General features: G+C 46.2%; 17 protein-coding genes. 11 read left to right on the top strand and 6 right to left on the bottom strand.

Annotated features, from left to right (window positions below; all coding sequences use genetic code 11):
• Nucleotides 1-81: 81 nt before the first annotated feature.
• Nucleotides 82-1,134: a ParB/RepB/Spo0J family partition protein gene (locus ACESLK_RS00825; RefSeq protein WP_372660740.1), complete on the bottom strand. Its 1,053-nt coding sequence runs from the start codon at nucleotides 1,132-1,134 to the stop codon at nucleotides 82-84.
• Between the two features lie 205 nt (nucleotides 1,135-1,339).
• On the opposite strand from ACESLK_RS00825, the gene ACESLK_RS00820 reads away from it, so the two are divergent.
• From ACESLK_RS00820 to ACESLK_RS00790, 7 genes are all read left to right on the top strand, one after another.
• Nucleotides 1,340-2,224: an NAD(P)/FAD-dependent oxidoreductase gene (locus tag ACESLK_RS00820; RefSeq protein ID WP_372660737.1), complete on the top strand. Its 885-nt coding sequence runs from the start codon at nucleotides 1,340-1,342 to the stop codon at nucleotides 2,222-2,224.
• A gap of 5 nt (nucleotides 2,225-2,229) precedes the next feature.
• Entirely contained in the window at nucleotides 2,230-2,457 is a 228-nt protein-coding gene (locus tag ACESLK_RS00815) for an XRE family transcriptional regulator (protein WP_372660734.1), read from the top strand.
• A gap of 344 nt (nucleotides 2,458-2,801) precedes the next feature.
• A complete protein-coding gene (locus ACESLK_RS00810) occupies nucleotides 2,802-4,430 on the top strand; it encodes an ABC transporter substrate-binding protein (protein WP_372660731.1) in 1,629 nt (542 codons plus the stop codon).
• A gap of 126 nt (nucleotides 4,431-4,556) precedes the next feature.
• Entirely contained in the window at nucleotides 4,557-5,564 is a 1,008-nt protein-coding gene (locus ACESLK_RS00805; protein WP_372660728.1) for an iron-siderophore ABC transporter substrate-binding protein, read from the top strand.
• A 148-nt stretch (nucleotides 5,565-5,712) separates the two neighbouring features.
• Nucleotides 5,713-6,768 (top strand): FecCD family ABC transporter permease, encoded by a 1,056-nt coding sequence (locus ACESLK_RS00800; protein ID WP_372660724.1) that lies wholly within the window; start codon nucleotides 5,713-5,715, stop codon nucleotides 6,766-6,768.
• Complete coding sequence (locus ACESLK_RS00795; RefSeq protein WP_372660721.1) at nucleotides 6,768-7,802, top strand: FecCD family ABC transporter permease; 1,035 nt, start codon at nucleotides 6,768-6,770, stop codon at nucleotides 7,800-7,802. The genes ACESLK_RS00800 and ACESLK_RS00795 overlap by 1 nt, the downstream gene beginning before the upstream one ends.
• A 24-nt stretch (nucleotides 7,803-7,826) precedes the next feature.
• On the top strand, nucleotides 7,827-8,642 hold the full coding sequence (locus tag ACESLK_RS00790) for an IucA/IucC family C-terminal-domain containing protein (protein ID WP_372660718.1): 816 nt from the start codon (nucleotides 7,827-7,829) through the stop codon (nucleotides 8,640-8,642).
• Here the strand turns inward: ACESLK_RS00790 and ACESLK_RS00785 are convergent.
• From ACESLK_RS00785 to ACESLK_RS00770, 4 genes are all read right to left on the bottom strand, one after another.
• A complete protein-coding gene (locus ACESLK_RS00785) occupies nucleotides 8,639-10,021 on the bottom strand; it encodes an MFS transporter (protein WP_372660715.1) in 1,383 nt (460 codons plus the stop codon). The two genes, ACESLK_RS00790 and ACESLK_RS00785, sit on opposite strands and share 4 nt — an antisense overlap.
• Nucleotides 10,022-10,074: 53 nt before the next feature.
• Nucleotides 10,075-10,545 (bottom strand): MarR family winged helix-turn-helix transcriptional regulator, encoded by a 471-nt coding sequence (locus tag ACESLK_RS00780; RefSeq protein WP_372660712.1) that lies wholly within the window; start codon nucleotides 10,543-10,545, stop codon nucleotides 10,075-10,077.
• A gap of 148 nt (nucleotides 10,546-10,693) precedes the next feature.
• A complete protein-coding gene (locus ACESLK_RS00775; protein ID WP_372660709.1) occupies nucleotides 10,694-11,179 on the bottom strand; it encodes a CBO0543 family protein in 486 nt (161 codons plus the stop codon).
• A complete protein-coding gene (locus tag ACESLK_RS00770; protein WP_372660707.1) occupies nucleotides 11,176-11,667 on the bottom strand; it encodes a CBO0543 family protein in 492 nt (163 codons plus the stop codon). Before ACESLK_RS00770 ends, ACESLK_RS00775 begins: the two co-directional genes overlap by 4 nt.
• A 139-nt stretch (nucleotides 11,668-11,806) precedes the next feature.
• On the opposite strand from ACESLK_RS00770, the gene ACESLK_RS00765 reads away from it, so the two are divergent.
• Nucleotides 11,807-13,042, top strand: a complete 1,236-nt coding sequence (locus tag ACESLK_RS00765) for a winged helix-turn-helix domain-containing protein (RefSeq protein WP_372660704.1) — start codon at nucleotides 11,807-11,809, stop codon at nucleotides 13,040-13,042.
• A 63-nt stretch (nucleotides 13,043-13,105) separates the two neighbouring features.
• Complete coding sequence (locus ACESLK_RS00760) at nucleotides 13,106-13,648, top strand: hypothetical protein (RefSeq protein WP_372660701.1); 543 nt, start codon at nucleotides 13,106-13,108, stop codon at nucleotides 13,646-13,648.
• Between the two features lie 337 nt (nucleotides 13,649-13,985).
• On the opposite strand, the gene ACESLK_RS00755 is transcribed toward ACESLK_RS00760, so the two are convergent.
• Nucleotides 13,986-15,362 (bottom strand): MFS transporter, encoded by a 1,377-nt coding sequence (locus ACESLK_RS00755; RefSeq protein WP_372660698.1) that lies wholly within the window; start codon nucleotides 15,360-15,362, stop codon nucleotides 13,986-13,988.
• A 113-nt stretch (nucleotides 15,363-15,475) separates the two neighbouring features.
• Between ACESLK_RS00755 and ACESLK_RS00750 the strand changes: the two genes are divergently transcribed.
• Nucleotides 15,476-15,814, top strand: coding sequence for an ArsR/SmtB family transcription factor (locus ACESLK_RS00750; RefSeq protein WP_372660695.1), 339 nt, complete (start codon nucleotides 15,476-15,478; stop codon nucleotides 15,812-15,814).
• Between the two features lie 197 nt (nucleotides 15,815-16,011).
• Entirely contained in the window at nucleotides 16,012-17,130 is a 1,119-nt protein-coding gene (locus ACESLK_RS00745) for a stalk domain-containing protein (RefSeq protein ID WP_372660692.1), read from the top strand.
• The last annotated feature ends 27 nt before the right edge of the window (nucleotides 17,131-17,157 follow it).

Genomic DNA, 17,157 nt, shown 5'->3' with positions numbered 1-17,157 from the left:
CTGCTGTAGGCGTTGCATCGATGGGGACCTCCTTCGTTTGATGATGAATAGGACAAACATAGCATCCGATTGGAGAAATTGTCAATTATTTGCAAGACCCTTAACTGCTCTCCAATCCGCCAGATGCTTCTCGAGATCGTCGATGAGCGTGTCGATGCCATTTAGAAGCTGATCCTTGTCCGCTAAAGGAAGGCTCCCCACTGATTGCAAAGCTTCGGGTGACAGGGGTTGATGAGCAGGAAGAGCTTCAAGTATTCTCAGCAGCTTGCTTTGGATGGTTTCAATTGTTCCTAGGTTTTCGTTGCTTCCTGCACTAGGTTCCAATACCGGCTCACTTATACTATTCTCCTCGACATCACTGCTTTTCTCAGGCTTATCCTTCTTCACTGCTTGCTTCGGCTCAGCGGCAGCCTTCGCCCGCTCTTTCTTGTTATGCTCGAATACAGACCAAGTTTCAAGCAGCTCATGTCCGGATTTATAGAGAAGCTTGCTCTTCGTTCCGTCCGAAATTCCGCTATCCTTGAACAAACGGGCGATCCTCTTCACGTCACTGACGGGCATCTCGTCTCTAGCCATAATCAAAGCTAAGGAATCTCGATGCTCCATCGGCAAGTCCTTCAGGGGCAATAACTGATCTTCAGTCAGCTTGTCTTTCCGAATATCCGTGCCGCTTACGATCAGCTTCTTGACGGCATTGCTGAACTTAAGCAACTCGCATTTGTTTTTTATATAGGATTCCGGCTTACCCAGCTTACTGGATAAGTATTTGGTTGAGCTGCTGAATTTGGGATCGGTCAGCAGCTTATTGAAAGCTTCCGCTTCCTCGATCGGGGAGAAGCCTTCGCGTGTTAAATTCTCCGCAATTTGCTCGAGGTAAATCTCCATCTCGTCCGTAACCGTCGATACGATGCATGGAATCGTTGGACGACCAAGCGTTTTGCAGGCTTTGTATCGGCGGTTTCCGTAAATGATCTTGTATCTGCCGCCATTGGCCGTTCTTACTTTGATGGGGGACAACAAGCCAAGCTCGGAGATGCTTTCTATTAACTCTTGCAGCGATTCTTCACCGAATTGATATCGGGGTTGATCTGTATCTTCATCTATAAGATGTGTTTGAATTTCAATAATATCCATATGAGTTCTCCTATCTTTCAATTAGGCGATCGTATCAAGTGATAGCAGGATCATATGTATTATATATCAGGGGTCGACTCGTGGGAATGTTTGTTGAAATCCGAAAATCGGGGTTTAGGTTTGTTTAAGCATCGCACATCTAAGAAACAATGGTGAAAAATAGGTTGAACTATAGTAAGGAGGAGTTTCTATTTCATATGATTGTGTGATTGTCGGCGGGGGTATCGCTGGTCTGCAGGCCGCCATTCAGTTAGGACGGTATCGACATAAAATTATGGTTATCGACGCTGACGAAGGACGTTCTAACTTGTGCAGAAGTTATAACAACATAATCGGCTGGCCGGACGGTATTGGTGGACCTATCTTGCGGTCTGCAGGAAAAGAACACGCCCAGAGGCTGGGAGTCCAGTTTCTGCGGGGGACGGTAGTGAAGGCAGTAAGAGAATCGGACGGCTTCATATTGACGACGTCCGAGGAGGAAGAAATCAGAGGGAGAAGGCTGCTGCTGGCAACGGGAGTAAAGGATCGGCTTCCGGATTTCCCGGAGCTTATTCCTTGTATGGGTTTAAGCGTTTATGTTTGTCCGGATTGCGATGGTTACGAGGTGTCGGACAAGCGGACATTAGTCATAGGCAGCGGCAATGTCGGGGGTCAGATGGCGCTGACCCTCAGTCATTGGACAGCGGATCTTATCTATGTGAATCATGAACAAGCTGCCTTGGACAATAAGGTTCGACACCGTTTAGAAGAGAAAGGAATCGTTTATTTTGACCAGCCGATTAGCTCAGTTCTTACGGAAGGGTCGCAGTTCCGCGGTGTAGTCCTAAAGGACGGCGATACTCTCTTAGTGGAGAAGTGTTTCATCGCTTTCGGGGGTAACGAGGTCCACTCGAGCCTTGCCGAACAGCTGGACGTTAGACGAATGGATAACAATCACATTCCCGTCGATCCCCGCACCAAAATGACCAATGCCCAGCATGTATGGGCAGCCGGAGATGTGTCCACGTTCTCGGAGATGGTGACGATTGCGATGGGTGAAGGAAGCCAAGCGGCCGTCTGGATTCATAAAAGCTTAATAGGAGAGGATTAGATGCTATGAAATTTGAACTTGGCCGCTGTCTGCTCAATGAACGATTGCATGAATCAGGGATTACATTAGAAGAGCTCGCCGGAGCTTTGCTTTATAAACAGGAGAAGCTATTAGACTTTATGGATAATAAGAGAATCATGCCTCTTAAGACAGCGATCTCTATTGCCGAAACCATCGGATGCGACGTAAATAGTCTTTATGAGTTGATCCCGATAATCACCGACCCGCTGTGATCACTCATAATCGGAGCCTTAATGACGATATCCCTTCGATTCAGAGATCGACATTTTCGATTTATTCTTCAACTGCTGAGCGAAGGGGATATTGTCATAAAGGGGTTCGAGAAGATAGGATCTGCGGCGAAGAAATTTTACTTGCCATTACAAGAAAAGGGAAAGTCTGAATCTTGTTTACACGGGGAGCTTTACTTTTCTTCCTATCTGTTTAAGAAGCTTTCAACAGCTATGAATTGTTGAAGGCTTCTTTTTATGGTGTCCTTGCATTATAATAATAGAAAATCATTGATAATCATTATCAATCAAACTGAAAGTTACTGTGAAAGGACAGCAACATGGTCATGAATCAGGAGAAAACTAATCGGATTCCGTTCCGTGATTTACATTTTACAATGATTGGAATTTGTTATAGAACAATAGCTTGCGGGCAATTTAATGAACAACAGATGGACGCCCATACTTTGCTCTTGATTACAAAGGGACAAGGAATGTTGCAATTAAACGGCACGCCTATCCGGCTGCTCAGAGGAAAGAGTCTGGTGCTCCTTCCCGAAACTTCAATAGAGATTCGTCATGATGGTGAGGAACACCTTTGCTTCTACGTGCTGACCTTTGAGATATTCCAGACGGGAGAATGTGGAGGAATTATCAAAACTGCATTATGTGAGACGCTAGGACTCCTTAATTGTAAAGGAATAACAGGGACATCCTTGTATCGACTTGAGGACTCTATGAAAGAGATTCTCCAGCATGTCAACGAACTTGATGAACGGGAGCAATTTGTCAACCAATTTCGATTTCAGACACTGATGTACTATATGATGGAGCGGAATCTTTATCAAACCACAAATTCGGATACGAAATCTGCTGTGGAGCAGACGATTCAGCACATGCATCATCACTATCATGAAGTCATAAACGTCGATCAGTTGGCGCAAATGGCGAATATGAGTCGTCGATGGTATACCTTTTTATTTAAGGAAATGACGGGGAAAAGTCCGACTGATTATCTGACTGGACTCCGAATCGGTCGGGCAAAGGAGATGCTGCACATCGCCGGAAGCAGTCTTTACGACATTGCGCGTCATGTCGGCTTCCAGGATGAGCATTATTTGAGTCGGCGCTTTAAGCAGACCGTCGGTCAGTCTCCCCGACAGTATGTTCGGAATCGGCGTCATTTGGGTACTTCTATCACTTACCCGGAACTTCTGTATTCGCTTGGCGTTACACCGATTGCCGCCCCCAATAAGCATGATGATTTTCCTTCCTATCTAAAGGAACCGTTTAAGGACGTCCTAAGGTTGGACGATATGAGCACGCCAAATTTCGAGATGATCCGATCTGCCAGACCGGACTTTATTCTTGCTCCTGCATGGAAGGATAAACAGAATTACGAAGCGCTTTCCCGTATCGCTCCAACTGTCCTGTTGCCGGAAAGGGAGGATTGGCGAGATGAATTACGGGATATGGGGGAAGTGCTGGGGAAGAAGAGTCAGGCCGAACAGGTCATCCAAGCTTATGATTTAAAATTGGCCTTCGCCAAAGAAAGACTACGCGCAATTGTCGGAGGCGAGTCTGTTATATATATGAGAATTACAAGAGGAGAATCTGTTCTTTTCGGGGAACATTCAACCAGAGGGAAATTAATCCATCAGGAATTGGGGCTGAAGCCCGCCAAAGCCTTACAGAAATCAAAGTCGGGAATCGCTCTCACCACAGAAAACCTATCTCTATTAAACGCCGATCATATTTTTCTTCATCTTGATCAACAGGAGAACAGTGCGCGGGAACGCTACGAGGAATGGTTAAAGAGCGCACAATGGAACGAGTTGACTGTAGTTAAGAGAAAACAAGTGTACCTAGTAGGGAACAAAGAGTGGTATAACTTTTCTTTCTCGCCTGTAGCGACCAATTATGCCATAGACGATATTATCCGTAGATTGGAAAGGCGGAAGGGTATTTCTCGTTAAGCCTGTAACAGACTTCCCAATACTCCAAAGAATTGTTCCCATTCCTCCATATGGTGTACCCGTTTGTTCCGCTACAATGAGAATGAGAATTATTATTGATTAGAGGGATATGGGGGCAAAAAAAGAATGAAACCAACCAGCAAGATGATAGCAGTAATTGTTGCCGTTTTATTATTGTTGACGAGCACCGCTTGTGGAACGACCAACAATAAGCCGGATCCATCGGCAGGTGCAACGGTAAATCCTGAGAATACACCTTCAAGCGCGAAGGCTTCTACTGAGGAAGTACAGCGTATTGTAAAGAGTATCAAGGGGGATATCACGATACCGACTGAGCCCAAAAAAGTAATCGGCACTACGGTAACTTACCCGGAGTTCTTATACGCACTTGGTGTAACGCCGATTGCCGCTGAGAATTATCATGAACAATTTCCTTCTTATTTTAATGAGACATTTAAAGATGTTATCAGGATGGGAAACGTGGATACGGCTAATTTCGAAGCGATGCTGGCCACTGAGCCGGATTTGATCATCGCGCCTGCATGGCGGGATGAGAAAAGTTACGACCAGCTTGCGAAGATTGCTCCGACCGTCCTGCTGCCGGATCGGGACGATTGGCGCGATGAGCTCAGAGATATGGGTGAAGCGCTTGGCAGACTTGACCAGGCTGAGCAGGTTATTCAGGATTATGATCGTAAAACGATGGAGGCCAAGGAGAATCTTAACGCGCTTGTTGGAGACGAGACGGTTATCTATATGAGAATAACGCCAAAAGGATCCTATGTTCTCGGAAAACAGTCAAGCAGAGGGAAAATTATTCACCAGGAATTAGGCTTAAAGCCGGTTGACGCTTATCCGAAGGACGAGGGGAGCGTAATGCTCTCTCTGGAAATGCTCCCGGAATACAACCCGGATCATATCATTCTCCAGGTGGATAGCGGCGATGAGGCTGCACAGGCGAGAACAACCTATGAGGATATGCTCAAGAGTTCTATTTGGAAAAATCTAGATTCAGTCAAGAACAATCACGTTTATCTTGTCGGAGACAACGAATGGTTTAACTTTGGTTTTTCACCCGTGGCCAACACTTATGCCATTGATGAGATCGTTAACGTATTTGAAGAGAACAATTGACAGGTGCGAGGTTGATCAATCTCCTGCAATGAAGCTTCTTAGAGACAAAGCACTTCACCTGAATAAGGGGAGGTGCTTTTCTTGAGTACAACTATTCGATATAATGATAACGATTATCATTTACATACTTATCAAAAGGAGAGCAGACATGACGGCAATATCAGACACGACAAGTGCTGCGGTTCATTCGCGGGAACCGAAACTCCGGTCGCGGCCGCTCATTGCGTCTTTTATTCTATTCGGAGGACTATTCGCATTGATCCTCGGAATCGGACTATCCGTTTCCTTCGGCGCGGCGGATATAGCGTTTACCATGGTATGGGAGGCGGTATTCCGCTTCAATCCGGATTTGACCCATCACCAGATCATTCAGGAGCTGCGCCTGCCGCGTGTGCTTGGCGGCGCCATGGTCGGCGCGAGCTTTGCCGTTGCAGGAGCGCTGATGCAGGGAATGACCCGCAATCCTATGGCAGATTCCGGACTGCTCGGACTCAACGCCGGGGCAGGCTTCGTGCTGGCGCTGTGCTTTGCCTTTTTCCCCGGGCTCCCATTTAATTATCTGATCCTATACTCCTTCCTCGGTGCCGCTCTAGGTGCAGGACTTGTGTTCGGTATCAGTTCGTTGGCCAAAGGAGGTTTGACGCCTGTTCGTCTTGTCCTCGCCGGAGCTGCCGTGAGCGCACTTCTCGCGGCGCTCAGTGAAGGTGTTGCGCTCTATTTCCGAATCGGACAGGATCTGGCGTTCTGGTATGCGGGAGGTGTGGCGGGTACAAAATGGTTTCAGCTCAAAATTATTTTTCCGTGGGTTGGGGGCGCCATCGCTGCAGCGATGATACTATCCCGATCGATTACAATTCTCGGCCTCGGGGAGGAGATTGCGGCCGGACTCGGCCAACGTACGCGCCTGGTCAAGCTGGCGGGAACGGTTATTGTTCTTATTCTGGCCGGATCTGCCGTTTCAGTAGTTGGTGCGGTCGGCTTTGTCGGTCTGATTATTCCGCATCTGACGCGATTTCTGGTCGGGGTTGATTATCGCTGGATCATTCCTTGTTCGGCTGTGCTTGGAAGCCTGCTCGTCGTGTTCGCAGATCTCGCGGCGAGAATGATCAATCCGCCGTTTGAAACGCCGATCGGGGCGCTAATTGCCTTGCTTGGGGTTCCGTTCTTCCTCTATTTGGTGCGCAAAGATAGGAGGGAGCTGTAATGGAATCGGTACAAGTTATATCTGCCCACCGCAGTAGAAGGAATCGGGGCATTGTGGTGATGACCGTGATCGGCGTCTTGATTATCGTTGCTTTCATCTTCAGCATGAATATCGGTTACATTCGCATGTCGCCGCTCGAGGTGACGAAGACGCTGTTCGGAATGGGAACGGAGAAACAATCGCTCATTCTATTCGATTTCCGGCTGCCGCGTATTGTCATTTCCGTGCTTGTCGGCGCAGGATTGGCCGTGTCGGGTTGTATCTTGCAAGGGGTTTCCCGCAATGCGCTTGCCGATCCAGGCATTCTGGGCATTAACGCTGGAGCCGGGTTGATGGTTATGCTATTTATCTCCTTCTATCCGACAACAACGGCGGCACCGGTGTTTTTGCTTCCGGTACTCGCCTTGGTCGGTGCGGGACTTACTGCCCTACTGATTTACACGCTTGCTTATAAACGCCATGAAGGAATCTCCCCGACGAGGTTGGTGCTAACCGGGATCGCAGTGGCTGCAGGCATCAGTGCGGCGATGATTGTGTTGACGCTGCGGCTCGATCCGGACAAGTATCAGTTTGTGGCCACATGGCTGGCGGGAAGCATTTGGGGCACGAACTGGAAGTTTGTGCTCGCTCTTCTGCCTTGGATTTCCGTGCTTCTACCTTTTGTCTTCTACAAGGCGCGTGTGATGAACGTGCTCAACCTTGGCGATCAGACGGCTGCCGGACTTGGCGCGCCGGTAGAGAAGGAGCGTCTCATACTGCTGGCCGCGGCGGTTGGTCTCGCGGGATCTTCCGTAGCGGTTAGCGGCGGCATCGGCTTCGTCGGCCTGATCGGTCCGCATCTAGCGAGGCGGCTCGTCGGTCCGAAGCATCAACTGCTGATACCGACATCTGCTTTGGCTGGCGGTTTGCTGATGATCGTGGCCGACACGATCGGCCGCTGGATTTTGCAGCCGTCGGAGATTCCGACCGGCATTGTCGTCGCCGTAATCGGCGCACCGTATTTCCTCTATCTGTTGGCAAGATCGAAAACATAGGTCAAGTAGAATAGGCGGTGCTTTATGCAGGCATTGGATTTGTCGGAACTGGAAGAACGGTTTGATATCCGTTCGGAGGATCGGAATGGTGTAATCGTTTCGATCCCCGCCGAGCAATTAGTAGTTAGAGAACATGCGGATCGGCTGCTGCAAGCTTATGCTCCGCTCATCCGGGCAAGGGGAGTTGAAGTTGCGGCGACGTACTTTAGCGGATGGTATGGTTCCATATGCATCGCCATGCAGTATATGGTGTCCCACTATGATCATGTGCTGGATCTTTCGCTCGCCAATGTAACCGTTCAATTGTACCCTAATGATCGGTATTATCACTTCTCGTTCAAAATCGGGGAGCCTCATATAAAGAGGTTGGATGGATATGAACGGGAGGAATGGCGAAACTCGGTTCTCGAAACCTTGTACAGAGATAATGTTAGACCGGTTATTGAATCATTGGCTCGCTCCGCGAGCATTAATGCCGGTCAACTGTGGGGACAAATCGTAACCGAAATGTACCGCCAGGTTGATTCTTGGCTTATCGATGCTTCAGACAATTCTCTTAAACGGCGAATAAGCAACGATTTCCGCTTCCTGACCCATGGCTTGGATGCAGATGTGTTCGGTCGCAAGAAAAACCCTTTTAATATGAAGCTCCGCACCGTGGAAAATCTATTCAAACCGGGATGTCAAACCTATATCAAAGCGGCTTGCTGTCTCGCTTACCGAACGGATGATCCGGAGGACAACGGACATAAATATTGTTATACTTGTCCGCGGCTAAGCATACAAGAACGGGAAGAGTACAAAGCGCTGATATTGGAGCGACAAGCTTTCCTTTCTTAATTTGGCGAATTTCTCAGCTTTTTTAAAGCAGACCCAAACTGCATGTAATATAGTAACCCAGCAGCCACAGCCGTGAAGGCAAGAACGAAGAAAATATTGCTGTAAATAAAGGTTGCGCTGATGGAAGGAACAGGGTTAAAGTGAAATCCAGGTGAACTGAAGTCCAGTATCTTACCAATTAAGCTTGTCGCAGTTGCGGCTGAAATGAAATTGAACATGGAGAAAAATCCCATTCCCACTCCAGTCTGTTCCTTCGATAACGTGCGCGAGATTGTATTAATAACAGCAATTTGCATAAATATTTGGCCGACGTTGCCGAAAATTAATAACAGCATTATGATGAATGGCGATACACCCACAAATGTAGATAACAGCACATAGCAAATAAATATGAAGAGGGTTGCCGTATAGACAAGGAACGGATTCCCTTTTTCATCAGCTAACTTCCCGCCTTTACGTCCCATCAATGCAGCCGCTATAGCCGCGGGAAACATGACAAGGCCAATGGTTACAGGTGAAAGATGGTTCACATCAGCCAGAAGCAACGGTGTTAAAAATGGAATTCCAAAAGCTAGAGACGTCGCCAAAAATGCAATAACCAGCCCAAGAGAATAACTTTTGTTTTTAAATAGACCAGGCTGTATGAACGGTTCTACGGCGGAACGAATACGTAATATAAATGAAATCATCAGTACAACACCCGCGGAAAGCAATAACCCGTTTCCCTGTGTGATAGCCAAAAGCAGTAGAGTAACCGTTCCGGCCAGCAAGAAACCGCCAATAAAGTCAATTTTTCCGGTTTGTCCTCTTTCATCATCCAGATATTTTCGAAAGAACGGCAGGGTGAGCAAGGGAAGTAAGGACAGACAGAAAAGGAAGCGCCAGCCAGTTAAACCCGTGATCAGGCCTGATACAATCGGTCCGAGTGCAGTTCCGAGTGCCAAACCGGTCGCTACCATGCCAAGAGCCCTCCCTCTTCTCTCCTGGGAAAAATACCGAACTGGAATAATCATTGCGGTAGCAGGAATAACAGACGCTCCGGAAGCTTGTAAAACACGACCGAGAATAACCATCCAATATTCAGTAGCAGCCAATCCGACAATAGAACCCAATGCAAAAAAGATCAAGCCGAATGTCAATAAATCCTTTAACCGGTACTTATCCGCTAATTTTCCAAAGATCAACGAACCGATGGCGTAAACAATCATATAGCTCGAAAGAATCCAGCTTACTTGGGATGGAGAAAGGTCGAATTCTATACTGATGACAGGCATCACAACATTAAATATCGTAGCATTCATGACCGAAAAAATTAGCGTAAAAACTAATACAAGAAGCAGCTTTTCTCCATTATTCTTACTGGTTGTTGTTTTTTTCATGGTTTCTCATGTTCCTTTCTAATAAACTATTGTTGTCGTTGTATATATCTGGACTAATCTCGCGATTTACTTTCATCCGGAACGTCTTCGTTGATGTAATGAACAGCGTTAGCGGTTGATTTTTTCAACAATAAAATTAATATGGATTTTTCTTCTTGAGCCATATTTTGCGTCAATAGATCTGTCCATTTATGCAGTGTGTTTTTAATTTCATTTCTGATTTCGATGGCCTTCTCAGTTAAGTAAACAAGGTTTTTTCTGCGATCCTTTTCACAAGGTATACGCTTTACATAGCCAACATCCTCAAGTATCTGAATCGCTCGTGCAGCCGTTGCTTTATCCACAAATAACTTTTGGGAAAGCTCATTTTGTGAAACCCCGTCTTTCTGGTACAGCAGCATTAAAAAATGTAATTGCCCCGGGCCAATAGCGTGTTTACGCAAATTTCGAGAAATAAACATTTGAAAGTACCGATCAAGCGTACTTATCCATTTCCCGACAGACTCATCTCGCGACTCTAACATAATTTCATCATCCTTAAAGGTTTTAGGTAGCGACCACTTTGGTTGTTATAGCAACTAAAGTGATTATATGCCATAATGGTTGCTATCGCAACCATTAGTTCGAAACGAAGAAAATTGAAGTCTTCCTTATCTAGCCGTATGAGAAGTATTAGGCATCTGGGGATACATTTTTGACATTTATACTAAAAAACCACTTGCAGAATGTGCGCGACATAAAGAAAGTAATAAACAACGTTATCCATGTCCAGTACCATGACCAATGTATGTAATTGATCAGATCTGTATTTTTTTCGATAAGAACTTCTACAACGGTAATGACGGTACAATACGAGCTGTAGTAAAACAGTTTGAATAACAAGCTTCTGTTTTCCGGATATCGCGCATTAAAGAGCCCGCAAATGATGGGGTAAGCCAAATACTCGAAAGTGAAGCTGGACCTGTTCACCGTAGCAAAACAACGAACCGGATACTCGATCCATCCAAGCTCAACCACAATAAGACCGACCATCCATGTAAGCATTTGTTTAAACAAATAGGCTACGAGAGCCAATCGAATTTTTTGCCTCGGAACGAAGAAAAACAGGGAGAACGCTGTTATCCATACGGCAACTAGTATCGTCCATTCTACTTTCATCGCGCTGTTCTCCGATCTTGAGTAAATACTCCCGGCTTAAAAAACCACTTACAAAAAACGTTGACGACTAAGAAGATCAAGAAGAAGTTAATCCAGGTCCAATACCAGGAATATTTGGTGTAATGAATAAGATCCGTGTAATTTGCAATCACATTATCAACGAGGGTAAGAAAGGAAATGCAGCCGGCTAAATAGACAAAGCGCAGCAGTTTCCCCGATTTGGGTTCGTAAATATAATAAAAGGCGCACATCAAGGGATACATGATATACTCCGATGTGAATAGAACATCGCTTGCTTTCGGGAATTCCCGAACGGGAAACGTGAGTAAACCATATTTAACTTGGATCATGGTGTTCACCCATGTAATCGATTGACACGGGAAGAAGGACATAAACGCTTCCCTCCGCTTATGCCTTGGAATAAACAAAACGACGGCTATAAAGCCCAGGACCCAAATGATAATGAGTACCAGAAGCTCTAATGTCATACCGATGCTCTTCTCCTTTCCAATTGCTGCCTTATTCTCCCCAAAACATGAAAAATCCAAACAAAAGAGCGCGACGTTCCTATTTTGGAGATCCTGAAAAGTCTGGTTTGGAAGCACTTAAGTTATGGGAGGTGTCATGATGAAACCGTTACAAACGACGAAACGAGCGCTCCGGAGGTTTTTGTTGGAGACGCAGCTTTTACTTCATCCGCCGGAGAAATGCGCGAGCTCTGCGAAGGCGATGCGCCAGCGCGTGCTGGACGTGATCCGGCAGTTGGAATGCGTTCAAATCGACCCGGTGTCTGCCGTACGTCCGAATCAGCATCTGACGTTGGCGGCAAGAATTGCCAGTTACGAGCCGGGGATTCTGAATGAGCTGCTGCGCAAAAACGAAATTTTTGAATATATGGCGAACGCGGCATGTATCATTCCGATGGAGCATTATCCTATTTTCGAACCGACCCGCCAGCGACTGAAGCAGCAAGTGCAGTCCCATATCGACAAGATTTGGCCCATCACCGAACAAGTGCTGCAAAAGCTGGAAAGCGAAGGCCCGCTGCCTGCAAAGTCGTTCGAATCCAATGAACGGGTACACGGGTATTGGGATAATGTAAACGCTAAGACGAAGGCAACGTCTCATGCGCTGAATTTATTGACGGACGCCGCGCAAATTAGAATAGTCGGAAGAGAAGGTAACCAACGCCTTTTTGATGTCTCCAGTCGTAGCGTCCCCGTCGAGCTGCGGCAACAAGCGGAGCAAATCGACACAGTTGAAGCGCTTGAAGCGATGATGCAAAAATATTTTCGGGCGTACCGGGTATTTGAACCGAGCGACCCCCGTCTTGGCTGGCAGCGATTAAGCGCAAAAGAACGACGGGAAGCGATTGATCTGCACGTGAAATCTGGAGAAGTTGCGCCGGTCGAAGTCACAGGACTAGACAAGCATTATTACATATTAGCTTCGGATATGGATCGGCTTTCCGTACACGATGATGAGGACAGGGCTCGCGCAATCGAGAATGAAGCGGAGTTACCTATTCACTTTCTCCCGCCTTTGGACAACTTACTGTGGAGCCGTAAACGGTTGACGGACTTGTTCGATTTTGATTATCGATGGGAGATCTATACTCCTGCTGTGAAGCGTAAGTATGGTTATTATGCGATGCCAATTTTAGCCGGCGACCGTTTGATCGGCAGAATGGACCCGCGTCTGGATAGAAAACGGGGCCACTTGACGGTACAATTACTGCAAATCGATCCTGAAATCGACTTCACTGAACTTCTTCGCGAAAGGGTGCAGAGAAAGCTTGAATCATTTGCTCATCTACACGGGGCGCATACTGTATCGATCGAGCAAAGTTCGTTCGGATATTGAAGAAAGTAAAGTGTAATTTTATACAAATCCGTCTCGTCTGTTAATAAAAAGGGCGGTGGTGTAATGAAAGTAGTATTATTGGCGGCATTACTCTTTCTCCTCCTTATTCCTCAAGATGTAATGGCACTTAGTTGCGCGGAGCTGTCCTCGATCGAAGAGGCATACGAGAAGTATGATGCAGTCGTTATTGGTAAAGTAGAGGATGTAACTCGAAACAAAGAAAATAATCAAATCAAGCTGAAAGTGATTAAGAGTTTTAAGAGTATTGACGATACTAGCATACTGGTGGGGGAGAACATCACTTGGGGTTCGCTTTGGGGTCCAAGCGAAACGGGTCAAGAATACCTCTTTTTCCTGCGGCATAAGGACAACGGCTGGGAAAATCCATTATGTTCTCCCACAATGAAGATTGCTGACGCATCAGATCAACTAAAGTATCTCCGGGATAAAGAGATTCCGTTAAACAACGATACCATTGTTGAGCCATTATCAGGTGACAGTGGTTTGGGAGATATACCGTCCAATAATTGGATAGTCACCATCATTGTAGGTTTTGTTGGAATCATGGGGTATGGATTATTCCGTTTGGCTAAGCGTGGTAAATGATAACACAACAAATTTATGATAGATTTTAGAGAGACAATGAAACTTTCTTTTTTGAGATTCTACTAATTGGTTTTTTAAAAGTTTGGAAGATGCATTTCATACATTTGTTTTTGCCTAAAACCGAGATATTCGCCAATCAAACAGATGCACATTTTACAGGTTGACGGTTCTAAAAACAGTTTTTGGCGATTTATCATGTACAATTTATATTTGTCCTGCAAAACAAGGTCATGTTCTTATCATGGACAATCAAATGAAATAACCATAATTGTGTAAATTTTAAGGAGGGAGATTGCAACCATTCGGTTAGCGATCTCCCTCCTTAATTATTAATGCATTACGAGGTCCGGAGTTTACGCGGAGCAGACCGGAGGTAAACAAATGCGCAACCGATCGATAGGATGACGACTATTGCCATTCCCCAGTAAATGTTGCTGTAAGCATTCGCTAGAGGTAGTTCCTTCTGCCAGACGAGAGCGCTCGCCGTCGTTGCGACCCCGAAAGCACCGCTGAAAAATTGAAGGAGTTGGAACAGTCCGAGTCCGGATCCAATCTGCGAGGGGGGCAGTATTCTAGACATTTCGTTAGAGATGCTGCTTGCCAAGAAGGTAAAACCTGTACTCATTAACATGTAGATGAACATGATCGCAAGGTAGGAGGTCCCACCGAATAAAGCGAACAGGATGACGGATGCCAGAACGAGCAGCGGAATATACCGGATGATCGAGCTGTTTCCTTGCGCATCGATGATACGTCCTACACGATGGGATAAGATCATGGCTAACAGCGATCCTGGGAAAATCACCAGACCGGCTTGGATGGCGCTAAGGCTATATTTGTTAACTAGGATCTGCGGCATTAAGAATAGCGTAGCGAAGCTGCAAAGATACGCTGCGATACCGACTGCTCCTAATGTGAGGTAAGACCGATTAAGGAAGAGCGCCGGGAGCACGAAAGGTTCTTTAGCCGTTCGAATGCGGACAACGAATAGGGCAAGCGCGATAAGTCCGGACACAAGCGTGATCCAGGTATGATTAGTCAAGAATAGAAGAAGTCCCGTCGTTCCGATGCCAATGAAGAGTGCTCCAAGCGCGTCGAATGAACCTTTCCGCGAGTTCTCCTTTGGAATGAGTAATGTATATAAGGGCACTAAAAACAAAGTTACCGCAGTTACAACGAACAAGAGATGCCACCCAAGATATTCAACGATCGCTCCGCCAACGACAGGTCCTAAACCAAGACCCAACGTTACCGCAGACATGATTGTAGCCATAGCTTTGCCCCTTCGCTCAATCGGAACGTATCGGGAAATGAGGACCAGGGACAAAGCCGGGATCGAACCCGCTCCGGTCGCCTGAAGAATGCGAACGATTAGCAGCATAATAAAACTGTTGCTAAACAATCCTGCGATTGCCGCGATACTAAGCGACAGAATTCCGATGATGAAGAGCCTGCGGATCGGAACGAAATCGGATAAGCGGCTGTAAGTGATGGTTGAGATCGCGAATACAATGGAATAACCCGTTACGATCCAAGAGGTCGAAGACGGAGACAATTGAAAAGCGACCGCAACGTCCGGCAATGCCAAATTAAACATCATCGTATTCATGATGACAAGTACTATTGTTATTCCAAGCAGGAGAGTAACCACTCCTTCTTTCATGGCCTTCAGCTCTGTCACCTTGTTAGGTTCCTGCTTATTCTGGTTTGCCATTGTAGTCCCTCGCTTTATATTCTAATATTCGATCGTTATCGAACAATAGAAATATAGCATGCGTTATGTTAAAATGCAATCATGAGTTTGAAACATTTAAGGAGGCGCTATCCGTGAAAATTCTACATCACCCAGACCGAGCAGAACTTCATTTGTCCTCCGTACTCTATGCTTTAAGTGATCCCGTTCGTTTATTCATGGTTTCCGAAATCCGCAAAGCGGGAGAGCGAACCTGCGGGGATATCGAAGTACCTGTCGTAAAATCCACAATCTCTCACCATGTCCGCACGCTTAGGGAAGCCGGTGTCTTGAACGTTCGCGTCCAAGGAACCCAACGGTTACTATCCCTGCGTGCGGAAGATCTGGAATTCCGGTTTCCCGGATTGCTTGCTTCCGTATTGGACGCTTATGAAAACTCAGACGAGAAGATGCATTTTCTTAATTTAGAATAATTTTATTTATAAATGCTGGAGATCGCGAGTGTGCATCGCGGTTTATTTTTTGCTTTTAAATGACAAAAAATACTCAAGAGTAAATTTGATCCGGCAACGAATCGAAGGAGAAAACTCATCGTATGCAACAATTCTTCAACAATTAGCGTTGTAATGACGACACAAAAAAAGAAGAAAACGAAAGGTAGGATATCATCATGAAAAAAACGGCACTATCCCTTATGCTAGCAGGTTTCGCACTTAGTTCTGCCCTTCCGGCTTATGCCGCTACAAACGCAGGTTCATCCCAAGGAGACTTGCAGGTGCAATTCACTTCCGGACTTAAATCTTATGTAGATTCAACGGGAAAGCATTCGCTTCAATCCGCGCCTTATATAACGAGCGGCACCCTTATGGCACCGCTTAAAGCATTAACCAATGGTCTTGGAGCAGGGCTGAAGTGGAACGCGTCAAAGAAACAGCTTGAGGTAACGAAGTCTGGTGTTGTCATCATCGTGAAACCGGGATCGGATCAAGCGACCCTCTCGTCGGGTAAAGCGTCCAAGCTGGCTGCCCGAGTCGTTATTCTGGACAACCATGCATTCGTACCCGCAGCAAGCTTGTCCCGGCTTCTAGGGGTTCAAGTCTTATGGAATAACTCGGTTAAGCGGCTAACCTTAAAGAAAACGAGTGTAGACAATGGAGTCAAACCGATTCACTTCTCCTATGATCTGAACACGGATGCCCAAGGGTGGACTGCCGGGTTCGCGGACTTACCCGTTGATTATGACAAGGAAATTTATAATCTAGATGGAAAAAGAGCTCTTCTTCCCGTGAACGGCAACAAAACGGATTATGGCTTCATGCTTAGCGGCCATAACCGCAGCGATGACTTGTTTATGTTCATGACGAAAAAAATCGAAGGTTTGCAACCCAATACGAAATACGATGCCCGATTGCTCTTCGACATGTATACGAATGAAGCCGGAGGCCAGATGGGCATCGGCGGGGCACCGGCAGAATCCATATTCTTGAAAGCCGGCATTACAAGCCAAGCGCCAAAAGCGGTAGTCACTGGCGAAACGAATAATGCCCACTATGCCTTCAATTTAGACAAAGGCAATCAGAGTACCGAAGGAGCGGATCTAAAGCTTCTAGGCACCATCGCGAAACCGGACGACAAGGAAGGTTATCAGAAGGTGAAATTTAATTACGCAGCGGATATAACCACGAATGCCAAAGGTGAGCTATACCTTACGATCGGTACAGATTCAGGGTTCGAGGGTCTTACTGCGCTGTATTTTGACAACATCCAATTCAATGTGACCAGGAAATAATCATTAGAAATTTTATTACAGTCTATA

This window comes from Cohnella sp. (assembly GCF_041640265.1).
GTDB lineage: Bacteria > Bacillota > Bacilli > Paenibacillales > Paenibacillaceae > Cohnella.
The sequence above is the reverse complement of the archived record's forward strand: the minus strand, read 5'-3'. Positions and strand labels throughout refer to the sequence as shown.